Here is a 23021-nt window from a genome sequence, read left to right on the forward strand (position 1 = left end):
TAGTACAAAAGTGAAGAAACCCGCTCGCCGAGATGGCACACCGGATCGCAACAACAAGAAGCAGCGCCCCACCAGGTCGGAGGCCGGAGGGCGCACCAGGTCGGAGGCCGGAGGGCGTCCGGACAGGGCCGAGGCCGGTCATCGATCAGGCCGGCCCGACGCCGCGAAGGGCAAACCTGGCAGGCCCGACCCTGCCGCGAAGAACAAGCGTGGCAAGCCCAAGTCGGCCAAGCCGCAGCGCGCGCAGGCGCAGGCCCCCAAGATCAGCAACGCCAAGCCGGCCCGGCACCAGTACGCCGACGCCGATCGGCCCGTCGGCCCGCCGCAGGGCGACGGCATGCGCCTGCAGAAGGTTCTCGCTCAGGCCGGTGTCGCGTCGCGTCGTGCGGCCGAGGAACTGATCTCGCAGGGTCGTGTCGAGGTCGACGGCCGCATCGTCATCGAACAGGGACTGCGCATCGACCCCGAGAACGCGGTGGTGCGCGTGGACGGTGTCCGCGTCGTCGTCCAGAAGGACCTGGTCCACCTCGCCCTCAACAAGCCCCGCGGCTGGCAGTCGACGATGTCGGACGACCTGGGCCGCCCGTGCGTCGGCGACATCGTCTCCGAGCGGGTCGCCGCCGGTCAGCGGTTGTTCCACGTCGGTCGGCTCGATGCCGACACCGAGGGACTGCTGCTGCTCACCAACGACGGTGACCTGGCGCATCGGCTGATGCACCCGTCGTTCGAGGTGTCGAAGACGTACCTGGCGACCGTGTCGGGTGCTCTCGAGCGCGGCGTCGGTAAGAAGCTGAAGGAGGGTGTCGAACTCGAGGACGGACCGGCGAAGGTCGACACGTTCACGCTCCTCGACATCAACGAGGGCAAGTCGCTCGTCCGGGTCACGCTGCACGAAGGCCGTAAGCACATCGTTCGTCGCCTGTTCGACGCCGTGGGGCACCCCGTCATCCGGCTCGTCCGGACGGACATCGGCGCGGTCGCGCTCGGCGACCAGCGGCCCGGTACATTGCGCGTCCTGGGTCGTGGCGAGGTCGGCGGTCTCTACGGGGCGGTGGGCCTGTGAGTGCCTCGTCGCTGGTCGTCGCGATGGACGGCCCGTCCGGAACCGGGAAGTCGAGCGTTTCGCGGATGCTGGCGCAGCGACTCGACGCCCGGTACCTCGACACCGGAGCCATGTATCGCATCGCGACGCTGCATGTGCTGCGCAAGGGCGTGGACCTCACCGATCCCGCCGCGATCGCCGACGCGACCGTCGGTCTGCCGTGGTCGATCGGAACCGACCCGGCGGGCGAGCAGGTCCTGCTCGACGGCGAGGACGTGGGGGAGGAGATCCGCGGCGACGCGGTGACCAAGGCCGTCTCGCCTGTCTCCGCCGTTCCCGCGGTGCGCGAACTGCTCGTCGCGGCGCAGCGTCGTCTCACGGGCGAGACCGAACGGATCGTCGTCGAGGGCCGGGACATCGGCACCGTCGTGCTTCCCGATGCCGACGTGAAGATCTACCTGACCGCCTCGGCGGAAGCCCGGGCCCAGCGCAGGAATGCGCAGAATCTCGCGGAAGGACGAGGCGACGACTACGCGGCCGTGCTGGCCGATGTGCAGCGCCGTGACCACCTCGACTCCACGCGCGCCGTGTCGCCGCTGCGGCCGGCCGACGATTCCGTGCTGGTCGACACCAGCGAACTCGGAATCGACGACGTGATCGGCAGGTTGCTGCTGGTGGTAAGCGAAAGAAGTGGAGCAGGGCAGTGACCGAACAATTCACCACCGAGTTCGCAGGCGACGGAACCTGGAGTGAGGAATCCGACTGGGAGGTCCTCGACCTCGAAGACGGCGGCGACGGGGAGGCCCACGTCCCGGTTCCCACCCTCGCCGTGGTCGGACGCCCGAACGTCGGTAAGTCGACGCTCGTCAACCGGATCATCGGCCGCCGCGAGGCCGTCGTCGAGGACATTCCCGGTGTGACCCGGGACCGTGTCTCGTACGAGGCGAACTGGAGCGGACGCCGGTTCATGGTGCAGGACACCGGCGGCTGGGAACCCGACGCCAAGGGCCTGCAGCAGTCGGTGGCCCGGCAGGCGGAGCTGGCGATGCAGACCGCGGACGCGATCCTGCTCGTGGTCGATGCCGTCGTCGGCGCCACCGCGACCGACGAGGCCGTGGCCAAGGTGCTGCGCCGGTCCAAGACGCCGGTTCTGCTGGTCGCCAACAAGGTGGACGACGGCCGCACCGAATCCGAGGTGGCCGCACTGTGGTCGCTGGGGCTCGGGCAGCCGCACTCGGTGAGTGCGACGCACGGCCGCGGTACGGGCGATCTCCTCGACGAGGTGCTCGCCGCCCTCCCGGAGACCCCGCGCGAGGGCATCCCCGGCGGCGGACCGCGTCGTGTGGCCCTGGTCGGGAAGCCGAACGTCGGGAAGTCGAGCCTGCTGAACAAGCTGTCGGGCGACGAGCGTTCGGTGGTCCACAACGTCGCGGGCACCACCGTCGACCCGGTCGACTCGATCGTGGAACTCGGCGGCCGGCCGTGGCGTTTCGTCGACACCGCCGGTCTGCGCAAGCGGGTCAGCCACGCCAGCGGCGCCGAGTTCTACGCGTCGCTGCGGACGAAGAGCGCTATCGAGGCCGCGGAGGTCGCGATTCTGCTGATCGACGCGTCCGAGCCGATCTCGGAGCAGGACCTGCGCGTGCTGAGCATGGTGGCCGACGCCGGCCGGGCTCTCGTCATCGCGTTCAACAAGTGGGATCTCGTCGACGAGGACCGGCGACTTCAGCTCGACCGCGAAGTCGATCGGGACCTGGTGCGGGTGCCGTGGGCGCAGCGCGTCAACATCTCGGCGCAGACGGGACGCGCGGTGCAGAAGCTGGTGCCCGCCCTCGACACGGCGCTGGAATCGTGGGACAAGCGCATTCCGACGGGCCGGCTCAACACGTGGCTCAAGGAAGTCGTGGCGGCGACGCCGCCGCCGATGCGCGGTGGCCGGCTGCCTCGCGTGATGTTCGCCACGCAGGCCGGGACGCGTCCGCCGACGTTCGTGCTGTTCACGACCGGGTTCCTCGAGGCTGGCTACCGCCGGTTCCTGGAGCGGCGCCTGCGTGAGGAGTTCAATTTCGACGGCAGCCCCGTCCGCATCTCGGTGCGGGTGCGGGAAAAGCGTGAGCGGCGGAGTCGTTGATCCGACAGAATGTGCTCTGACCAGGCGATTAGCGTTACGGACGGCCGCTGATGTAATCTCATCGAGCACCTGAACGAGGGTGTGGACGGGCTGTGGCGCAGCTTGGTAGCGCACTTGACTGGGGGTCAAGTGGTCGCAGGTTCAAATCCTGTCAGCCCGACCAGATGATCGGCGAAGGCGGTTTCCCGGAAACGGGGAGCCGCCTTTTCTGTGTCTCGGGCGCGGGACTCACGCCGTGACGATGACGGGGTCGCCGATCTTGGCGTTGTCGTAGAACCACCGCGCGTTCTCGGTGCTGAGATTGATGCAGCCGTGGCTGACGTTCTCGAAGCCCTGCGAACCCACCGACCACGGTGCGGCGTGCACGAAGATCCCGCCCCACGTGATGCGGGTGGCGTATTCGACGTAGAGGCGGTAGCCCTCCTCGTCGTCGATCGGGACACCGTACGTCGACGAATCCATGATCATGTCGCGGAACTGCTCGATGACGGGGAACGTCCCGAGTGGTGTCTCGTATCCGGGTTTGCCCATCGACGCAGGCATGGTCTGCACGATCTGGTCGTTGATGCTGACCGTGAACTGGTGCGTCGTCGTGTTCGCGACGGCGACGAGTGCGTCACCGACCTGGAACTGCGACTTCGCTCCCGCCGCTTCGACGGTCACCCCGGTGTGCGCCGGCCAGAAGTGGTCCGGGCTCCATTGCAGGGTGCGGTCGTCGATCCAGGAGAACTGCCCGGGCACCGGTGTCGACGGGGTGATCCGGACACCACGCTCGGCGAGCGCGCGATCGGGCACCGGAGACGTGAACCGGACGACGACGGGATGTGCGATGCCGACGACCTGACCGCTCGCGGGGGAGAGTGCCGGCGCGAGGATCTTTCCGGTGACGGCCGGGGGCGCCGCCGACGCGGCGGCGCTCACTCCGCACACGGCGAGTGCCGCGAGTACCGAGACGAGGAACAGACGTCCGACCTGCTGAGCTTTCCACATGCCGTCCAGCCCTTCAGAGACTGTGAGCGTCATTTCAGTTAACCACGGCGATATCCGACAGCGGAACCGGGGAAACTGGATGCATTACGCGCATCAGAGGGCCACGGGCGACGCGTCGTCGTCACATCGGCCGCGTTTCGCCGGTCACATAGGTGACAGACGGCGACGGAGGGATGTGACCGATGAACGAGAACGACGTGCTGGCGCAGCAGTTCGAGACGCATCGCCGGCACCTGCGGGCGGTGGCCTACCGGATGCTCGGCTCGCTCACCGAGGCCGAGGACGCGGTGCAGGAATCCTGGCTGCGGCTGAGCCGCACGGACACCGATTCCGTGGAGAACCTGGGCGGCTGGCTGACGACGGTGGTGGCCCGCGTGTGCCTGAACATGCTGCAGTCACGCAGGTCGCGGCGGGAAGAGCCCCTGGATGGACAGGTGCCCGACCCGATCGTGACGCTGACGGACGGAAGCTCCCCGGAGCAGGAGGCGGTGCTCGCCGATTCGGTGGGTCTCGCTCTGCTCGTGGTCCTGGGCACGCTCACCCCGTCGGAGCGGCTGGCGGTCGTGCTGCACGACATGTTCGCCGTGCCGTTCGAGGACATCGCCCCGATCGTCGAGCGATCCCCGGCGGCCGCCCGGCAACTGGCCAGCCGCGCACGCCGCCGACTGCAGGGAGCACCCGTTCCCGACACGGATCCCGTCCGGCAGCGCGCAGTGGTCGACGCGTTCCTGGCGGCAGCGAGGGGCGGCGACTTCGACGCCCTCGTGGCGGTACTGGATCCGGAGGTCGTGCTCCGGGCCGACACGGGTGCGTTTCCTGCTGGCGCCTCCACGATGGTGCGCGGCGCGGAGACCGTCGCGGGCCGGGTTCTCGGGTTCGCGCGGCTGGCCCGGTTCGCGCACCCGGCACTCGTCAACGGTACCGCCGGTGTGGTCGCGATCTCCGAGGGGCAGCTGCTGTCGGTCCTGGGTGTCACGATCCGGCAGGGCGTGATCGTGGAGATCGACATCCTCGCCGACCGCGAGCGCCTCGCCGGGCTCGTCGTCGAGAATCTCGACTGACGAGCCCGGTCGGGGTCACTCCGTGCGTCGCTCACCGTCTCCGTGGGCGTTGCCGGTGCGTAAGGCGATCAGGGCTGCGGCAGCAAGGAAGATGCTGCCGGTCAGCAGCGCTCGCTGGAACCCGAAGGTGAGCGCCTCGGGCACAGGCGAATTCGCCGCGAGCAGACGCTGGGAATACGAGGTGGCGATCGCGGCGAAGATCGCCAGACCGAGCGCGCTGCCGACTTGCTGCGAAGCGTTCAGCAACGCCGCCGCGAGCCCGGCCTCGTCGGCAGGCACCCCCGCGTTGGCTGCGGTGGTGACGCCGACGAAGACGGCGCCGAGGCCCAGCGACACGATCATCAGCCCCGGGAACAGATCGGCGAGATAGGAGCCGTCGACCGGGATCCGGGACAAATAGAACAGGCCCGCCGCCGCCGCCAGCGCGCCCACGACGGTGACCGGGCGGGTTCCGATTCGCGTGAGCAATTGGGAGGAGAGTCCGGCTGCGACGCCGACGCCCAGACAGAGCGGAAGGTACGCCGCCCCGGTCTGCATGGGGGAGTAGCCCAGAACATTCTGCATGTAGAGGGTGAGGAAGAAGAACATCGCGAGCAGACCGGCGAACGCGATCAGCCCGGTGACATTTGCCGCCGCCAGGCCCTTGATGCGGAAGATCGACAGCGGCAGCAGTGGATCGGGGCTGCGCTGCTCGTTCACCACGAACGCGGCGATCAGGACGAACGCTCCGGCCAGCGCGCCGATCGTGCGGGCCGACCCCCACCCCTGGTCGGGCGCCTCGACCAGGGCGTAGACGAACATCAGCATGCCGCCGGTACCGAGCACGCCACCCACTAGGTCGAAGTCCGCGAGCCTGGCGCGGCGGCGGTCGTCGGGAATCAGCGCGTAGACCGCGGGAAGCACGAGAGCACATGCCACCGGGTTGACGAACAGCACCCATCGCCAGCCCGGGCCCTCGGTGAGCACACCACCGAGAAACACGCCGACGGCGGACGCGAGACCGCCCACGCCGGCCCAGACACCGAGCGCGGTATGGCGTTCGGGCCCTTCCTCGAATGTCGTCGTCAGGATCGACAGCGCGGCCGGAAGCATCAGCGCCGCACCCACACCCTGTGTCAGCCGGGCGCCGATCAGGATCTCCGCGTTGCCCGCGAAACCACCGGCCAGCGAGGACAATCCGATGACGACCGTGCCGGTGACGAGAACGCGACGGCGGCCGAGGAGGTCGGCGAGGCGACCGCCGAGCAGCATGAACCCGCCGTAGGTGACGAGATAGCCGCTGGGCACCCACTGCAGTTGCTGCACAGAGAAGTCCAGGTCGCCGCGTATGTCGGGCAGCGCGATGTTGACGATGGATGCGTCGACGAAGTCGAGAAAGGCCACGGCGCACAACAACGTCAGGGTGAGTCTGCCGCGGGCGGTGGAGAGAAGCGGGGGTGCCGCAGTCGATTGTCGCGATCCGGACGTGCCGGTGATCGAGGTGTCCATGTCGAAGCCTTCCTGTGCTCTCGGGTTTCGTGCGGGCGGTGCGGCGCCGTCGGCCGTCACTTCTATGACCGACGGCCCGGCGGCGATGTGACCGCGCGCAGGCCGCGGCGCGAGTACTGTCGGAACCCGGCAGGTCACGGAAACGGGAGGCTGGCATGGCTGGACGGTTCGAAGGCACTGTGGTGATCGATCGCCCCATCGAGGAAGTGTTCGAGTACCTCGCCGCCGGGGTCAACGACCGGGAGTTCAGCCCGCGGGTCCAGGAGATCGTGAAGAAGACGGACGGTCCTCCCGGAGTCGGCACCGTCTTCGTCAGCACCGTCAAGGACGCGGGGATGACCACGAAGCGTGAGTTCGAACTCACCGAATTCGAGGCGCCGCGGAAGATTCGCTGGGCGGAGCGATCGAAGAATTCCGTGATCGCGAAAGAGGGCGGTTACGACCTCGAACCGTCGGGCGCGGGCACCAAGGTGACGATCTTCAATGTGCTGGAGGGTCACGGAATCGGGAAACTGATCGCGCCCCTCGCGCTTCGAGCAGCCCGCAAGGACGCGCCCGCATTCGCACAGCGAATCAAGGCTGCCGCGGAGAAGTGACTGGATCTACCGTGCCGGAATGACGAGCGCCAGTATCTGATCGACGCCCTCGGCGAGTGCGTCCGCCGCCGAGTCGTCGCCGGACAGATACCGGGCGAGACTCTGCTGGAACAGCCCGTCGAACACGGCGTACATGGTGGGCGGGGCGATCGTGATCGTGCGTCCCGCCAGTTCCGCGTACCGGGACACGATGCGCCAGATCATGTTTTCGAGACTCTTGTCGATCGCGGCGACGTCTGCGCGGAACGACTCCTCGAACAGCGACTGCGAGCGGAGGTCGTACCAGAGGCGATGCATCGAGGCCTCGCCGCGGAGCGAATCCACCAGTACCCGGCCGAATCCCGCCTTCAACTCCTCGGGCGTCTGCGCCGTGGCGACCACGCCGTCGTAGCGCGTGACGCAGCGCGCCTTGTAATGGCGGACGCAGTGCGTGATCAGATCGACCTTGTCGCTGAAGTAGTAGTGCAGAACGCCGTGCGAGAACTCGGAGTTCTGGGCGATCTCCCGAAGGCTGGTGCGGGCGTAGCCGAGTTCCGAGAGGGTCTGCAACGCGGCTTCGGCGAGTTGATCCCGGCGCTCGGCGAATTTGTCGACCTGGCGGCGCGAGACCCGGTCGGCGTTCTTCTCGGCGACGGGTGTCACGGCATTCTTCCTGTTCGGCTCGCGGAGTCCAGCACGGTGAGCATCAGTCTAGCCCGCGTTCCTTGACGACTGTGTAACAAAAGCTTGACAATCGTCAAGGGAATTCTTGACAGTCGTCCAAAGTCGAATACGCTGTGATCCACACCACAATGCGAACAGTGTCTCGTGACGTGGTTTCCGCGAATCGTCTCGGTGCGAAGGCAGGTCGGAATGAGCGTGCGTGATCTTGCAGGACGAAAAGCGCTGGTCACCGGTGGTGCGAAGGGTCTGGGGGCCGGAATGGCCGCCGCTCTCGCCGAAGCCGGTGCGGCGGTCGTGATCGGCGACGTCCTCGAGGACGAGGGACGCGCGACCGCCGACTCGCTCGGGAAGTCCGGTGTCGACACCGGATTCGTGACCCTCGACGTCACCGACGACGGCAACTGGGAGCGCGCCGTCGCTGCCACCGTGGAGCAACTCGGCGGACTCGACCTCCTCGTCAACAACGCCGGCATCGAGATCTCGTCACTCGTGGTCGATATCGACCCCGCCGACGTCCGCCGGATGTGCGACGTGAACATCCTCGGTGTCGCGCTCGGCCTGAAGCACGGTCTGCGCGCGATGCGTCCCGGCGGTGCCGCGGGCGCGGGAGGGTCGATCGTCAACGTCTCCTCGGTGGCCGCCACCATCCCGTTCCCCGGCATCGCCGGCTATTCCGCCACCAAGTCCGCCGTCGACCGGCTCACCCGGGTCGCGGCGCAGGAAGCGGGAAAACTGGGGTACGGCGTCCGCGTGAACTGTGTGTACCCCGGGCTGGTCGCCACGGAGATGGGACTCGGGCTGGCCGCCGACATGGAGCGGCTCGGATTGTGGCCCAGCGCCGACGCCGCGGTCGCCGACGTGATCGGCCTGACCCCGCTCGGGCGGCTCGGTGAGGTCGCGGACATCGCCGACACCGTCGTCTTCCTGGCTTCCGACGCCGCCCGCTTCGTCACCGGAATCGGCCTGCCGGTCGACGGTGGCATGGGCATGTAATTCGACCGCTCCGGCTCTCCCCGCATTCACCGAAAGGCACGTCATGACCGACAAGAAGCCCGTCATCGTCTACGGAGTCTCCGGTTACACCGGACGGCTCGTGTGTGAATACCTGCGCGAGTTCAACATTCCGTTCATCGCCGCCGGCCGGGACAAGAAGCGAATTCAGGAAGTGGTCGACCGGATCCCCGGCCTGGACACCGTCGACCACGAGGTCGTCGAGGTGGAACACACCGTTCCGGCGCTGACGGAGCTGTTCAGCGGCGCGCGGGTGGTCAGCAACATGGTCGGCCCGTTCATCAAGCACGGCGCCGTCGTCGTCGAGGCGGCCCTCGCCGCGGGATGCCACTACACCGACACGACCGGGGAGCAGGACTGGGTTCTGGACGTGCAGGCGAAGTTCGGCGACCAGTTCGCGGAGAAGGGGCTGCTGCTGTCTCCCGGCGTCGCCCAGATGTACACCACCGGCGAGATCGCGGCGAACATCGCGCTCGAGACGCCGGGGCTGGACACACTCGACATTCTGGTGCTGTGGAAGGGTTTTCCCACCTACGCGTCCACGCAGACGATCTTCACGATCCTCAAGGCCGACTGGTACTACCTGGAGCAGAACCGGTACGTGAAGTGGGACCCAGGTACCACTTTCGACGTCGTGGTGCCGGGACAGCACCAGATGGCCCTCGCGCTGCCGTGGGGCGGCACCTGCCACCCCGTGTGGTTCAAGGACGATCCGCGGGTGGCGAACGTGAAGGCGGCCGGCGGCGTGTTCGACCGCTCCGTGATGGAGGGCGTCGTCGCGACCCAGAAGATGGTCGAGGAGCAGATCAAGACCCTCCCCGCGGACGAGCAGGACGCGGCGCTCGCGGAGATCGCCGGCTCCGTGCAGGCAGGGATGCCGCCCAGGGAGAACCCCCGCGTCAACACGTCGCTCGACTCCGTGTACGCGTCGGGTCCGCTCGGCCGGGCGCACTGCGTCATCCACGGAAACTGCAACTACAAGCAGACGGGACTCCTGCAGGCGTACGCCGCGCACTCCCTGTTGCAGCAGCCCCCGAAGCGAACCGGCCTCGCATCGGCGTGTCAGGCATTCGGGCATCGCGAACTCCTCGGAGCCCTGCGCAGTTTCGGCCTCGTGATGGAGCCGGTGCTCACCGTGCAGAGCTGATCGTCCCGGCCGCGACCGTCAGGAGGACAGCACCATGCGATTGACCGACTACCTCGACAAGGGCGCCTCGCTCGGACCGTCGTCGCCGTGCCTGACGATGGGCGAGCGGACGCTGACGTACGCGGACGTCCAGGACCTCAGCCGGCGGGTCGCCGCGGCGCTGGCACGGTCGGGGATCGCCGCGGGCGACAAGGTGGCCGTCCTGTCCGGCAACGACCCGACCGCATTCTCCTGCGTGTTCGGGATCAGCCGGGCCGGGGCGGTGTGGTGCCCGATCAACCCGCGGAACGAAGCCGCGGAAAACAGGGACCTGCTCGACCTCTTCGACTGTCGCTGCCTGATCTTCCAGAAAGCGTTCGCGCCCTTGGTCGATCGGATCCGGCAGCAGTTACCGCTGCTCACGACGCTCGTCTGTCTCGACGGCGACGAGGCGTACGCCGACTCGTTCGACACCTGGCTGGGTGCCGAACGCCTCGACGCCGAGCCCGTAGACGACCTCGCGCTGATCGTCGGTACCGGCGGGACGACGGGACGTCCGAAGGGGGTGATGCTCACCGGCCGGAACATCGAGACGATGTCGGCGCTGACCCTGATGAGTTACCCGTTCGACGGCAGACCGGTGTACCTCGCCCTCGCGCCGCTGACCCACGCGGCGGGTGTCCTGTGCTTTCCGATCCTCACTCTCGGCGGGCAGGTGGTCATCCTACCCGCGCCCGACCTCGGGCAGTTCCTCGCGCACATCGAGCGGGACCGCGTCACCCACACGTTCCTCCCGCCGACCCTGATCTACATGCTGCTCGACCACGCCGACCTGGAGACGACGGACCTCGGTTCGCTGCAATGCTTCTGGTACGGCGCGGCGCCGATCTCGCCGACGCGGCTGAGCGAGGCGCTGACCCGGATCGGGCCGGTGATGGCCCAGCTGTTCGGGCAGAGCGAGGCGCCGATGATGATCGCGACGATGGCGCCGAAAGACCACTTCGACGAGAACGGCTCGGTGGCCACCGCCCGGTTGAGTTCCGCGGGCCGACCCTCCCCGCTGGTCACGGTCGCGATCATGGACGGGCAGGGAACCCTGCTGCCGGCCGGGGAACGAGGCGAAGTGGTCGTGCGCAGCTCACTCGTCATGACGGGGTACTACAAGAATCCCGTTGCGACGCAGGAGGCGTCGGCACACGGCTGGCATCACACAGGCGACATCGGGTACCTCGACGAGGACAACTTCCTGTACATCGTCGACCGCGCCAAGGACATGATCATCACCGGCGGATTCAACGTCTATTCCGTCGAAGTGGAACAGGCGCTCATGGCGTACCCGGGCATCCAGGACTGCGGGGTGATCGGGCTCCCCGACGAGAAATGGGGCGAACGCGTCGTCGCCGTCGTCCAGACGCGAACCGGAAAGCCTATCGAGGCCGACGCGCTCACGGCGTTCGTGAAGGCGCGCATCGGCAGCGTGAAGACGCCGAAGGAGATCCTGGTCTGGCCCGATCTGCCTCGTTCGAAACTCGGGAAGGTCCTGAAGAACGAGATCAAACAGCAGTTGCTCGGGTGACGGCGGACGCCCGGCACGCGGGCCTCGAAACGCGGGGGACCGGAACGTGGGTTTCGCGGCGAGTGGCGATACTGTCGGGTGATGGTGAATGGGCACGTACTCAGCAGGGAACGGCTCGCCGACGCGCTGGCCCGCTTCGAACCACGGATCGTGGACCCGGCGAACCGGCGGTCCGCGGCGGTCGTGATCGCCGTGATGAACGACGGCGCGGACGGTCAGGCCGTTCCGCTGACCAGGCGCCCGAGCAAGATGCGCGCGCATCCGGGGCAGTTCGCGTTGCCCGGTGGCGGGGTGGATCCGGGGGAGACCGGCGAGGACGCCGCCCGGCGCGAACTGCACGAGGAACTCGGCCTCGACGTGGAGCCGTCCGCGGTGCTCGGCAGACTCGACGACTACGTCACCCGCTCCGGGTACGTCATCACGCCCTTCGTCGTGTGGTCGGAGCAGTCGATCACCTCGCTCGTCCCCAACCACGAGGAAGTGGCGGAAGTGTTCTCGGTGGGCGTTGCCGAGATCGACGCCGAGCCGCGATTCGTGGAGATCCCCGAATCGTCGAAACCGGTGATCCAGTGGCCGTTCCGGCGTCACCTCGTGCACGCCCCGACGGGCGCGGTCGTGTACCAGTTCCGGGAGGTCGCACTGCACGACCGGCACACCCGGATCGACGGTTTCGACCAACCCGTCTTCGCCTGGCGGTAGGCGGCCACGCTCACCGGGATACGCGACTAATCTCACAGTCCGTGACCTTCTTCGAGTCTCTCGCCCGCAAACTCGACCGCACCGGTGTCGACCCCGTCGTCTGGCACGCCCCGCCGCCCCCTCCGCTCACGGGAGTGCTCGCTCCCAACGGAGTGCTCGACGGCGTGCACCGCTGGGCCCTGCCCACCGGAGAGGGACCGGAGGACGTGGCCGTCGATCACGACGGCCGAGTGGTCACCGGAGGCAACGACGGCCGGATCTGGCGGTTCGACAGCCGCGGCGACGCCACCGAACTCGCGAACACGGGTGGGCGGCCCCTCGGGGTCGAGGTCCTCGACGACGGCCGGTACCTGATCTGCGACGCCGAGCGCGGCGTGCTGAGGGTGGACGAGAAGGGGCGCGTCGACGTGCTCGCCGACACCGCGGTCGGGCGCCCGCTCGTGGCGTGCAACAACTCCGCTGTCGGCCGCGACGGCGTCGTGTACTTCACCGACTCCTCCGCGCACTTCACGATCGCCGACCACCGCTACGACCTCCTCGAACACCGGGGGACCGGTCGCCTGCTGCGGCTCGACCCGCGGACCGGGGAGACCGACCTCCTCGCTGAGGGACTGCAGTTCGCCAACGGCGTGGGATTGGCCTCGGACGAATCGTTCGTCCTCGTCGCCGAGACCGGCTCGTACCAGATCTCCCGCGTCGACCTGACTGGACCGTCGCAGGGCCGGACGTCCGTGTGGGCCGAGAATCTGCCCGGCATCCCGGACAACATGACGTCGCAGACCGACGACGGGCTGTTCTGGGTGGCGCTCTACAGCCCGCGGATGCGGCTGCTGGATCTGCTCGCGCCGTACCCCGCGCTGCGCATCGTCGCGGCGAACCTGCCCGAAGCCGTCCAGCCGAACCCGGTGCACGCGGGCTGGGTGGTCGCCCTCGATCAGCGTGGCGAGATCGTGCACAGCCTGCGCGGCGGCAAGGGCAGTTACGCACCCGTCACCGGTGTGCGGGAGCACGACGGGTGGCTGTACCTGGGAAGTCTGACCGCGGACGCCGTCGCGCGGGTTCCGCTCCCGCCACGACCGGACATCGCTGCGGGCGAGTGAGAAGGGCCTGACCTGCTCCGATGGATTCTCCGGGGGACGATCGGCGGACCACCGCCGCGGTTGTGGAAGAGTGGCGAGAGCGGTGCGACGAGCGCCCGAGAACAGGTCCGCACTCGACGCTGGGGAGATATTGGTGAATTCGGTGGACCGGGACACTGTGCGGTCGGACCGGATCGTGACCGTCCCGAATCTCCTGAGCGTGGTGCGCCTGCTCGGAGTGCCGCTGTTCGTGTACCTGCTTCTCGTCACGCACTCCGACGGGTGGGCCCTCGCGATCCTCATGATCAGCGGCTTCACCGACTGGCTCGACGGCAAGCTGGCCCGGATCCTCGACCAGTCGTCGAAGCTGGGTGCGCTGCTCGACCCGTTCGTCGATCGCCTCTACGTCGTCACGACGCTGGTGACGTTCGTCGTGCGCGGATTCATCCCGTGGTGGGTGGCGGCGATCCTGATCGGCCGCGACGCCGTTCTCGCGCTGACACTGCTGATCTACCGGCGGCGCGGACTGCCACCCCCCGACGTGATGTACCTCGGCAAGGGGGCCACGTTCCTGCTCATGTTCGCACTGCCGATAACCCTCGCGGCGCAGGGCGACTGGAGCATCGCCGCCGTGGCGGAGCCGCTCGGCGCTGCACTGCTGATCTGGGGCACGGTGCTGTACGTGTGGACCGGGCTGCTCTACACCGTCAACGCGCTGACCGTCGCGCGCACCGTTCCCGCGCGAGGATCGGGCGGCGACGAACGCGAGGTCCGCTGATGACACGCACCGAGTCCGGCGTCCGCAGGAATCCGGTGCCGTCCCTGCTGCAGTCTCTGATGAACGATCATCTGGACCCCGGCTACGAGGGCGCGGCCGAGGATCGCGAGCACGGACATTCGCGGCAGACGCGGGTCGGCCGGCAGGTGTGGATCGCGATCGGCGCACTGCTCGTGGGCCTGGTGCTGTCGGTCGCCTACCGGCAGGCCACCGAACGCATCCCGGGCACCGAGCAGGTGCGGACCGAACTCCTGAGCAAGGTGCAGGACGCGGAGGACCGGGCGGGCGCCCTCGCGGCAACCCGGGACACGTTGTCGGCACAGGCCGACGACGCCCGCGCCGCCGCGCTGGCCGGCGACGCCCGCGGTGACGCACTGCTCGACGAGCTACACGGGCTCGAGGGGGACGCCGGGGTCGAGGCCGTGCACGGTCCCGGACTGACCGTGACGCTCACCGACCCCGCAGCCAAACCCAACCTGTCCGACTCGTCCCAGCGCAGTGTCGGGGGGAAGGCGGTGGTGCTCGATCGCGACCTGCAGTCGGTGGTCAACTCGCTGTGGGCGGGCGGCGCCGAGGCCATTGCGGTCGGCGACGTGCGGATCGGCCCGTCGGTGACGATCCGGCAGGCGGGTGGCGCGATGCTCGTGGACAATCAGCCGGTGTTCTCGCCGTATGTGGTCTCCGCCATCGGCCCGCAAGGGCCGATGCAGACCGGATTCGTGGTGAGCGACGCCTACCTGCGGATGTCGAGCGTGGCGCAGTTGTACGGCATCGGATTCGCGGTCGCGGAGGCCGACGATCTCCACTTGCCCGCCGCCCCGGCGCGGGAAGTGCGGGCAGCCCGGGAAGCAGGAACACGATGACAACGGCGGAGTCGGATGGAGGCGTCACACGAATGAAGGCAGCACTGAAGGGCGGATCCGCGATCTACGGGGTGCTCGCCCTGGTCGTGGGAATCGTGCTGGGGGTGGTGTTCAGCCCGCAAGTGCCCGACGCAGTGCAGCCCTACCTGCCCATCGCCGTCGTCGCCGCGCTCGACGCGGTGTTCGGCGGATTGCGCGCATACCTCGACGAGATCTTCGACTCGAAGGTGTTCGTCGTCTCGTTCGTCTTCAACGTCCTCGTGGCGGCGCTGATCGTGTGGCTCGGCGACCAACTCGGTGTCGGAACCCAGCTGTCCACCGCGATCGTCGTCGTCCTCGGCATCCGCATCTTCGGCAACGCGGCCGCACTGCGGCGTCGTCTGTTCGGGGCGTGATCGCGACGTGAGCGGGCACGAGGGCAGACACGAACTGCACGGCAACGAACCCACGACGTCGCGGCGCTCACACGTCGTCTTCGCGCTGCTGGCCGCGCTCCTGCTCGGCGGGCTGGGAATCGCGATCGTGACGCAGGTGAAGAACACCGGGTCCGGTGACACGCTCGACTCGGCGAGCCCCGCGGATCTGCTGGTCGTCCTGGACACGCTGAATCAGCGGGAGGCGGCCCTGCGGCAGGAGATCGCATCGCTGGAACAGACCTTGGCAACCTTGCAACAGAGTGGCAGTTCCGGGGCGGCACTCGACGAGGCGCAGGCCCGGTTGACGGCCCTGTCGATCCAGGTCGGGAGCGCACCGGCCACCGGCCCCGGCGTGACGATGCGCATCACCGACCCCAACAAGGGCGTCGGATCCGAGGTCCTGCTCGACCTCGTCCAGGAACTGCGCGCCGCGGGCGCCGAGGCCGTGCAGATCCAGGGGGCCGACGGCCCGCCCATCCGGATCGGCGTCGACTCCTGGGTGTCCGGTTCGGCAGGCGGCGTGTCGGTGGACGGCCGCAAGGTGAACGCCCCCTACGGAGTTGTCGCCATCGGTGATCCGCCGACTCTGGCGGCGGCCCTGAACATTCCCGGCGGGGTGGTCGACACGGTCGCGCGCAGCGGTGGGCAGTTGACGATCGAACAATCGCAGCAGGTCACGATCTCCGCCTTGCGGGAGGCGAAACCTCGCCAATACGCTCAGCCCGGAAATTGATCTTCGCATCCGCCCGCGGATTGCCATCGAAAGGACGCCACTGTGAGTGAGCTCGAAATCCCCGCCGATCGTCGGTACACCGCCGAACACGAGTGGGTCGAGCGGACGGGGCCCACGACGGTACGCGTCGGCATCACCGATTTCGCGCAGTCCCAGCTCGGCGACGTCGTGTTCGTCCAGCTTCCGGCGGTCGACGAGGACGTGGCGGCGGGAGAGTCGTTCGGCGAGGTGGAATCCACCAAGAGCGTCTCCGACATCTTCGCCCCGCTGACGGCGAAAGTCGTTGCCGCCAACGCTGATCTGGACGGCAACCCGGAACTCGTGAACTCCGCGCCCTACGGGCAGGGGTGGCTGGTGGAACTCGGCGTCGACGACGAGGCGGCCCTCGACGCCGCACTGGCCGAAATGCTGGACGCCGCCGGGTATGCAGACATCACGGCAGGATAATTTCCCGCCGAACACGCGAAGCGGAAATCGGATAGTTTTGGAAGGTGCCGACAGCCCGGAAAACGGGGTTGCCGGGGAAATCCGCTGTCGGAATACCGGTTCGTAATGTACTGGCGGCCTGTCTCACTACACGCACCGGCGTGCGCAGGGTACGGTCAATGTTGAACGCATGTGCCGTGTCGGGGCGCAGGTCCGTAGTTTGAATGTGATCGTGGGAGTTTGCACAGAAGTTAATGTGCACGGGAACCGAATTATGTAGTACCGAGTGGCATTGCGTAGTCCAGCGAATCTTGCTGGATGATCGAACTAGGAGGAGAAACGGTGAGCGAGAACGGCAACGACGCGGTCTATGGGGAGACGCCGGCGGAAACCACGTCGGTCTTCCGCGCGGACTTTCTCAATGAGCTCGACAACTCCTCGGCAACCCAGGCTCCGGAAGCTCCGGTGTCGGGTGTGGAGGGACTGCCCGCGGGCTCTGCTCTGCTCGTCGTCAAGCGTGGACCGAACGCAGGGTCGCGCTTCCTGCTCGACCAGCCGACGACGTCCGCGGGACGGCATCCCGACAGCGACATCTTCCTCGACGACGTGACGGTCAGCCGTCGTCATGCGGAGTTCCGTCAGGAGGACGACGAGTTCCAGGTGGTCGACGTCGGCAGCCTCAACGGCACCTACGTCAACCGCGAGCCGGTCGACTCGGCAGTCCTCGCGAACGGCGACGAGGTGCAGATCGGCAAGTTCCGGCTGGTCTTCCTGACCGGACCCCGGACCACGGCCGGTGGCTCGCAGATCGGTGAGACGTCAGCTGGTGCGGGTAGCCAATGACCGCGGTGCGGCAGCAGCAGGCGCACTCGGGGATGTCGATCGGCTCCGTGCTGGATCGACTGCGCCCCGATTTTCCTGATGTGACGATCTCGAAGATCCGATTCCTCGAAGCCGAGGGTCTCATCAGCCCGCAGCGCACTCCCTCGGGGTATCGGCGATTCTCGATCGCCGACACTGAACGACTGCGCTACGTCCTGACTGCGCAGCGCGATCAGTATCTGCCGCTGAAGGTCATCAAGGAGCAGCTCGAGGCCATCGACAGAGGTGTGGCCACGGTCGGCGCAGGCGATTCTTCGCCGCGCCGGCCGCGCGCGCTCACGGTGGCCCCGGGCGAGGTGTCCCCGGAGGAATTCCGCACCGACCGCGAGGTGCGGATCAGCCGCGACGATCTGATCTCCCGGGCAGGGATCGACGAGAAGTTCCTCGTCGAGCTGACGCGAGGCGGCCTGGTCGTTCCCGGGCCTGCGGGGTTCTTCGACGAGGACGCGGTGACGCTGGCGCGCACCGCGAGAGCGATGTCCGAGTTCGGACTCGAGGTGCGGCACCTGAGGGCGTTCAAGCTGGCCGCCGACCGCGAGGCCGGGTTGGTCGCGCAGATCGCCGGGCCCGTGGCCAAGGGCCGCGACGCGGGCGCGCGTGATCGCGCCGAGGAGATGGTGCGCGAACTGGCCGCGTTGTCTCTGACGTTGCACACCTGCCTGGTGAAGTCGGCAGTCCGAGGTGCGCTCGATCGGTGAGGTGAGTTCGCCGGCGGTCCCACCTCGGGAACTTCCCAACGACGCTGCGCTCGAACGGCTGTACGGTCGAAGAGCAGACACGAATCGAATAGAATCCTGGTACGGCATTGTGTGCCGCGGACGGACCATTGCAGGGTGGAGGCAGACGCGATGAGCGAAATGCACGTGATCGGAGTTCGTGTCGAGCAGCCCCAGAATCAACCTGTCCTGCTGCTGCGGGAAACCGACGGCGAACGGTACCTGCCCATCTGGATCGGACAGACCGAGGCCACGGCCATCGCACTCGAGCAGCAGGGTGTCGAGCCGGCGCGTCCGCTGACCCACGACCTGATCAAGAACCTGATCGAAGCGTTCGGTCGCACCTTGAAGGAAGTTCGCATCGTCGACCTCCGCGAGGGCACGTTCTACGCCGACCTGGTGTTCGACCAGAACACCCGCGTCTCGGCCCGCCCGTCCGACTCCATCGCGATCGCACTGCGCATCGGGGTCCCGATCTTCGCCGAGGAATCGGTGCTCACGGAGGCCGGTCTGGTCATGCCCGACGAGCGTGAGGACGAGGTCGAGAAGTTCAAGGAATTCCTCGAGTCCGTGTCGCCGGACGATTTCAAGGCCACCGACGGCTAGGTTTCCCCAGCGGAATAGCCGCCGGCGCAGTAATGGTTGAGGTTCTTCCGGCGCGTTGCGTTGACCCGGTCTCCTCGGAGTCATAGCGTTCGGTGCAGTGATTTTCTGCCCTGCAGATTGTATCGGGCGTACGCTGAGTAGGTTCAGGGTACGGACTAGCTCGATGTCACTGGTGGCGCTTGCGCCGGTCGATGTGCTGCGGATTGCCGTGGACACTGGCGACGCGCGTCACAGGCGCACTGATCGTCGGGTTCAGTGCAACATGCGAGAGGGAGTAGTCAGTGGGAGATCGGCCGCAGGAGAATGCGCTGAATCTTGCGCCCGGCGACAACGTTGCCGAGCCCGAGTTCAGCTCCGAGGAGATCCAGCCGGGCCTCTTCCCGGACGATTCCGTGCCCGACGACCTCGTCGGATACCGCGTCCCCATCGCCTGCCAGATCGCGGGAATCACCTACCGTCAGCTCGATTACTGGGCTCGCACATCTCTCGTGGTGCCGTCCATCCGTGGCGCGGCCGGGTCGGGCAGCCAACGGCTGTACTCGTTCAAAGACATCCTCGTCCTCAAGATCGTCAAGCGCCTGCTCGACACCGGAATATCCTTGCAGAACATTCGCGTGGCCGTCGACCACCTCCGTAAGCGCGGGGTGCGGGACTTGGCCAAGATCACACTTTTCTCGGACGGGACCACGGTCTACGAGTGCACGTCGGCCGAGGAAGTCGTCGATCTGCTCCAGGGCGGGCAGGGTGTGTTCGGTATCGCGGTCAGTGGTGCAATGCGCGAACTGACCGGCACCATCGCCGATTTCCCGGCGGAGCGCGCCGACGGCGGCGAGAGCGAGCAGAGCCCCGAGGACGAGCTGGCGTCGCGGCGCAAGAACCGCGCGAGCCGCAAGACCGGCTAGACCGCAACCCCAGGAGCACGGCGCTGGTGGCGCCGCTGCCTGTGCTCGTGGCATAGACTGGCGGTGCGTCGACGCCGTGCGGGAGAGTTCCGGGCACTGCATGCACAGCAGCATCGTGCGTGCGGGAGTTCGGGCGCCGAAGGAGCAACACCTCCCCGTCAATCTCTCAGGCAAACAGGACCGTGCGGGCTCCGACGCCTCTGGAAAGCGGTGGGAGCACCCACCCGCCCACGGGGAAAGGGCCGTCGTTCGCACGCGAACGACGGTACCGAATCTCTCAGGCGCTCGACCCGAGCAGGCGACAGAGGGGGAGGGGCGTTCCGCAGAGCGGGGCGTGTCCTGATCCTCCGAACTGCTTGGGAGTTGTCGTGATCGACGCTGGAAGCCGTACATTCGCCGATCGTCATGTCGGCCCGAACGCTGCGGAACTCGCGCACATTCTCGAACTGGTCGGAGCCGATTCGCTCGACGACCTCGCGTCGAAGGCCGTTCCCGCCGTCATCCTGGACGGGGTCACGGGCGGCATCGCCGACGGCCTCGACGCCCTGCCCGCACCGGTCTCCGAGCACGAGGCGCTCGCCGAACTGTCCGCACTCGCCGCGCAGAACACCGTGGCGACGTCCATGATCGGGCTCGGCTACTACGACACCCTCACCCCGCCGGTTCTGATTCGGAACATCATCGAGAACCCGGCCTGGTACACGGCCTACACGCCGTACCAGCCCGAAATCAGCCAGGGCCGCCTCGAGGCCCTCCTCAACTTCCAGACGATGGTCGCCGACCTGACCGGCATGGAGGTCGCCAACTCGTCGATGCTCGACGAGGCCACCGCCGCCGCCGAGGCGATGACCCTGCTGCGCCGGGCGAGCAAGAGCAAGTCTCCGCGGTTCGCCGTCGACGCCGACCTGTTCCCGCAGACGCTGGCCGTCGTCGAGACCCGGGCCGAGCCGCTCGGCATCGAAATCGTGGTGGCCGACCTGTCCGCCGGCCTGCCGGACGGCGACTTCTTCGGCGTCCTCGGGCAGATGCCCGGCGCGACCGGCCGCATCGCCGACTACACCGACGTGATCGCCGCGGCCCACGAGCGCGGCGCACTGGTCGCGGTCGGGGCGGATCTGCTGGCGCTGACTCTCCTCACCCCGCCCGGCGAGATCGGGGCCGACGCCTGCTTCGGCACCACCCAGCGGTTCGGTGTCCCCATGGGCTTCGGTGGCCCGCACGCCGGCTACCTGGCCGTGCACACCAAGCACGCACGCCAGCTTCCCGGCCGTCTGGTGGGCGTGTCCGTCGACGCCGACGGCGACAAGGCGTACCGGCTGGCGCTGCAGACCCGCGAGCAGCACATTCGCCGTGAGAAGGCGACCTCGAACATCTGCACCGCGCAGGTGCTCCTCGCGATTCTCGCGGCCATGTACGCCAGCTACCACGGCGCCGAGGGCCTGAAGGCGATCGCCCTGCGCGTGGCGAACACGGCACACTCCCTGGCCGCCGCACTCCGCAAGACCGGGGCCGTCGTCGTGCACGAGCACTTCTTCGACACGATCCTCGTGCGCGTCGACGGCCGGGCGGCGGACGTGGTGGCGAAGGCGAAGGACGCCGGCATCAACCTGCGGCTCGTCGACGCCGATCATGTCGCCGTCGCCTGCGACGAGGCCACCACCGACGACGACATCGCCCACGTGCTGGCGGCGTTCGGCGGCGACGGCGCCGTGGCCCCCGAGGCGGGCACGTCCGTCCCGGACGCGCAGCTCCGCGGATCCGACTACCTGCAGCACGAGGCGTTCACCCGATACCGCACCGAGACCGCGATGCTGCGCTACCTGCGTGCGTTGTCCGACAAGGACATCGCACTCGACCGCAGCATGATCCCGCTCGGCTCCTGCACGATGAAGCTCAATGCCACCGCCGAGATGGAAGCGATCACCTGGCCCGCGTTCGCCGGACTGCACCCGTTCGCGCCCACCGGAGACACCCCGGGCATTCTCCGCATCATCAAGGACCTCGAGAACTGGCTCGTCGCCGTCACCGGCTACGACGCCGTCAGCCTGCAGCCGAATGCCGGCAGCCAGGGCGAGTACGCCGGGCTGCTCGCGATCCGCAACTACCACCTCGGCCGCGGCGACGATCACCGGGACACCTGCCTCATCCCGTCGAGTGCCCACGGCACCAACGCCGCATCGGCGGTCATGGCCGGGATGCGCGTCGAGGTCGTCGCGTGCCGCCCGAACGGTGACGTAGACCTCGACGACCTGCGGGCGAAGATCGCCGACCACGCCGAGCGCCTCGCGGCGATCATGATCACCTACCCGTCCACCCACGGGGTGTACGAGCACGAGATCGCCGACATCTGCGCTGCCGTCCACGACGCAGGCGGCCAGGTGTACGTCGACGGCGCCAACCTCAACGCCCTGGTCGGTCTGGCCCGGCCCGGCCGGTTCGGCGGCGACGTCAGCCACCTCAACCTGCACAAGACGTTCTGCATTCCGCACGGCGGCGGCGGCCCCGGTGTCGGTCCGATCGGTGTGCGGTCGCACCTCACACCGTTCCTGCCCGGACATCCGCTCGCGCCGGAACTCGGCACCGCGGGCCCGATCTCCGCGGCCCCCTACGGCAGCGCGTCGATCCTGCCCATCACGTGGGCGTACATCCGGATGATGGGCGCCGTCGGACTGCGCCGCGCCAGCCTGACCGCCATCGCGTCGGCCAACTACATCGCGCGCCGCCTGGACGAGTACTTCCCCGTCCTCTACACCGGCGAGGGCGGAATGGTGGCCCACGAGTGCATCCTCGACCTCCGGCCGATCACCAAGGACACCGGTGTGACCGTGGACGACGTCGCAAAGCGCCTCGCCGACTACGGTTTCCACGCCCCGACGATGAGCTTCCCGGTGGCGGGCACGCTGATGGTGGAGCCCACCGAGAGCGAGAACCTCGAAGAGATCGACGCCTTCTGCGAGGCGATGATCGCGATCCGCGCCGAGATCGACCGCGTGGGCTCGGGGGAGTGGACGGTGGACGACAACCCGCTGCGCGGTGCCCCGCACACGGCAGGCTGCCTGGCGGCGGAGTGGAACCACCCCTACACCCGTGAGACGGCGGTGTTCCCCCGCGGCAAGGCCCGGCCGAAGGTGTGGCCTGCGGTGCGGCGCATCGACGGCGCGCACGGCGACCGCAACCTCGTGTGCTCCTGCCCGCCGATCTCCGCGTTCGAAGGCGACTGACACGGGCGGCCCGTCC

Annotated in this window: 23 protein-coding genes, 1 tRNA gene and 1 riboswitch; of the genes, 21 read left to right on the forward strand and 3 right to left on the reverse strand. The window is 68.0% G+C overall.

What is annotated here, in order from left to right; translation table 11 throughout:
* The first annotated feature begins 10 nt into the window (after positions 1–10).
* The 4 genes from BLV94_RS42655 to BLV94_RS42670 all read left to right on the forward strand — a co-directional run bounded on the left by BLV94_RS42655 (position 11) and on the right by BLV94_RS42670 (position 3336).
* Positions 11–1063 carry a pseudouridine synthase gene (locus tag BLV94_RS42655; protein ID WP_072941876.1) on the forward strand — a complete coding sequence of 351 codons (1053 nt, stop codon included), beginning with the start codon at positions 11–13 and terminating at the stop codon, positions 1061–1063.
* Positions 1060–1749 (forward strand): (d)CMP kinase, encoded by a 690-nt coding sequence (gene cmk / locus BLV94_RS42660; protein WP_072941873.1) that lies wholly within the window; start codon positions 1060–1062, stop codon positions 1747–1749. The genes BLV94_RS42655 and cmk overlap by 4 nt, the downstream gene beginning before the upstream one ends.
* Positions 1746–3173 carry a ribosome biogenesis GTPase Der gene (der, locus tag BLV94_RS42665; RefSeq protein ID WP_012687907.1) on the forward strand — a complete coding sequence of 476 codons (1428 nt, stop codon included), beginning with the start codon at positions 1746–1748 and terminating at the stop codon, positions 3171–3173. Before cmk ends, der begins: the two co-directional genes overlap by 4 nt.
* Positions 3174–3259: 86 nt before the next feature.
* A tRNA-Pro gene (locus BLV94_RS42670) sits at positions 3260–3336 on the forward strand.
* Positions 3337–3401: 65 nt separating this feature from the next.
* On the opposite strand, the gene BLV94_RS42675 is transcribed toward BLV94_RS42670, so the two are convergent.
* A complete protein-coding gene (locus tag BLV94_RS42675) occupies positions 3402–4163 on the reverse strand; it encodes a L,D-transpeptidase (RefSeq protein ID WP_072941871.1) in 762 nt (253 codons plus the stop codon).
* 182 nt (positions 4164–4345) lie between these two features.
* Here BLV94_RS42675 and BLV94_RS42680 point away from each other — a divergent pair, with 182 nt between their 5' ends.
* A complete protein-coding gene (locus tag BLV94_RS42680; protein WP_072941868.1) occupies positions 4346–5224 on the forward strand; it encodes a sigma-70 family RNA polymerase sigma factor in 879 nt (292 codons plus the stop codon).
* 15 nt (positions 5225–5239) lie between these two features.
* On the opposite strand, the gene BLV94_RS42685 is transcribed toward BLV94_RS42680, so the two are convergent.
* Positions 5240–6712, reverse strand: a complete 1473-nt coding sequence (locus BLV94_RS42685; protein ID WP_072941866.1) for an MFS transporter — start codon at positions 6710–6712, stop codon at positions 5240–5242.
* 155 nt (positions 6713–6867) lie between these two features.
* On the opposite strand from BLV94_RS42685, the gene BLV94_RS42690 reads away from it, so the two are divergent.
* A complete protein-coding gene (locus tag BLV94_RS42690; protein WP_072941864.1) occupies positions 6868–7308 on the forward strand; it encodes an SRPBCC family protein in 441 nt (146 codons plus the stop codon).
* 6 nt (positions 7309–7314) lie between these two features.
* Here BLV94_RS42690 and BLV94_RS42695 read toward each other — a convergent pair whose 3' ends face one another.
* Positions 7315–7950: a TetR/AcrR family transcriptional regulator gene (locus BLV94_RS42695; RefSeq protein WP_072941861.1), complete on the reverse strand. Its 636-nt coding sequence runs from the start codon at positions 7948–7950 to the stop codon at positions 7315–7317.
* A 210-nt stretch (positions 7951–8160) separates the two neighbouring features.
* On the opposite strand from BLV94_RS42695, the gene BLV94_RS42700 reads away from it, so the two are divergent.
* The 15 genes from BLV94_RS42700 (at position 8161) to gcvP (ending at position 23005) form a co-directional block, all read left to right on the forward strand.
* Entirely contained in the window at positions 8161–8964 is an 804-nt protein-coding gene (locus BLV94_RS42700) for an SDR family NAD(P)-dependent oxidoreductase (RefSeq protein ID WP_072941967.1), read from the forward strand.
* A 43-nt stretch (positions 8965–9007) separates the two neighbouring features.
* A complete protein-coding gene (locus BLV94_RS42705) occupies positions 9008–10129 on the forward strand; it encodes a DUF5938 domain-containing protein (RefSeq protein ID WP_072941858.1) in 1122 nt (373 codons plus the stop codon).
* Positions 10130–10163: 34 nt separating this feature from the next.
* Positions 10164–11684 (forward strand): acyl-CoA synthetase, encoded by a 1521-nt coding sequence (locus BLV94_RS42710; protein WP_072941854.1) that lies wholly within the window; start codon positions 10164–10166, stop codon positions 11682–11684.
* 81 nt (positions 11685–11765) lie between these two features.
* The gene (locus tag BLV94_RS42715) at positions 11766–12383 is read left to right on the forward strand and encodes an NUDIX hydrolase (RefSeq protein WP_072941851.1); all 618 of its coding nucleotides are present in this window, start codon (positions 11766–11768) and stop codon (positions 12381–12383) included.
* Positions 12384–12424: 41 nt separating this feature from the next.
* On the forward strand, positions 12425–13483 hold the full coding sequence (locus tag BLV94_RS42720) for an SMP-30/gluconolactonase/LRE family protein (RefSeq protein WP_072941849.1): 1059 nt from the start codon (positions 12425–12427) through the stop codon (positions 13481–13483).
* 133 nt (positions 13484–13616) lie between these two features.
* Positions 13617–14240, forward strand: coding sequence for a CDP-alcohol phosphatidyltransferase family protein (locus tag BLV94_RS42725; protein ID WP_072941847.1), 624 nt, complete (start codon positions 13617–13619; stop codon positions 14238–14240).
* Positions 14240–15103, forward strand: a complete 864-nt coding sequence (locus BLV94_RS42730) for a DUF881 domain-containing protein (RefSeq protein ID WP_072941844.1) — start codon at positions 14240–14242, stop codon at positions 15101–15103. Before BLV94_RS42725 ends, BLV94_RS42730 begins: the two co-directional genes overlap by 1 nt.
* A 32-nt stretch (positions 15104–15135) precedes the next feature.
* Positions 15136–15498, forward strand: a complete 363-nt coding sequence (locus BLV94_RS42735) for a small basic family protein (RefSeq protein ID WP_072941841.1) — start codon at positions 15136–15138, stop codon at positions 15496–15498.
* A gap of 7 nt (positions 15499–15505) precedes the next feature.
* Positions 15506–16252 carry a DUF881 domain-containing protein gene (locus BLV94_RS42740; protein WP_072941838.1) on the forward strand — a complete coding sequence of 249 codons (747 nt, stop codon included), beginning with the start codon at positions 15506–15508 and terminating at the stop codon, positions 16250–16252.
* A gap of 42 nt (positions 16253–16294) precedes the next feature.
* On the forward strand, positions 16295–16699 hold the full coding sequence (gene gcvH / locus BLV94_RS42745; protein WP_072941836.1) for a glycine cleavage system protein GcvH: 405 nt from the start codon (positions 16295–16297) through the stop codon (positions 16697–16699).
* A 297-nt stretch (positions 16700–16996) separates the two neighbouring features.
* Positions 16997–17521, forward strand: a complete 525-nt coding sequence (gene odhI, locus BLV94_RS42750) for an oxoglutarate dehydrogenase inhibitor Odhl (RefSeq protein WP_370183841.1) — start codon at positions 16997–16999, stop codon at positions 17519–17521.
* Complete coding sequence (gene ftsR / locus BLV94_RS42755) at positions 17518–18258, forward strand: transcriptional regulator FtsR (RefSeq protein ID WP_012687892.1); 741 nt, start codon at positions 17518–17520, stop codon at positions 18256–18258. The genes odhI and ftsR overlap by 4 nt, the downstream gene beginning before the upstream one ends.
* A 150-nt stretch (positions 18259–18408) precedes the next feature.
* The gene (locus BLV94_RS42760) at positions 18409–18882 is read left to right on the forward strand and encodes a bifunctional nuclease family protein (RefSeq protein ID WP_072941833.1); all 474 of its coding nucleotides are present in this window, start codon (positions 18409–18411) and stop codon (positions 18880–18882) included.
* Between the two features lie 281 nt (positions 18883–19163).
* Entirely contained in the window at positions 19164–19784 is a 621-nt protein-coding gene (locus BLV94_RS42765; RefSeq protein ID WP_012687890.1) for a MerR family transcriptional regulator, read from the forward strand.
* Between the two features lie 69 nt (positions 19785–19853).
* A riboswitch (glycine riboswitch) is annotated at positions 19854–19977 on the forward strand.
* Positions 19978–20152: 175 nt separating this feature from the next.
* Positions 20153–23005: an aminomethyl-transferring glycine dehydrogenase gene (gene gcvP, locus BLV94_RS42770; RefSeq protein ID WP_072941831.1), complete on the forward strand. Its 2853-nt coding sequence runs from the start codon at positions 20153–20155 to the stop codon at positions 23003–23005.
* The last annotated feature ends 16 nt before the right edge of the window (positions 23006–23021 follow it).

Origin of the sequence: Rhodococcus koreensis, from assembly GCF_900105905.1 — a bacterium.
Classification (GTDB): domain Bacteria; phylum Actinomycetota; class Actinomycetes; order Mycobacteriales; family Mycobacteriaceae; genus Rhodococcus_F; species Rhodococcus_F koreensis.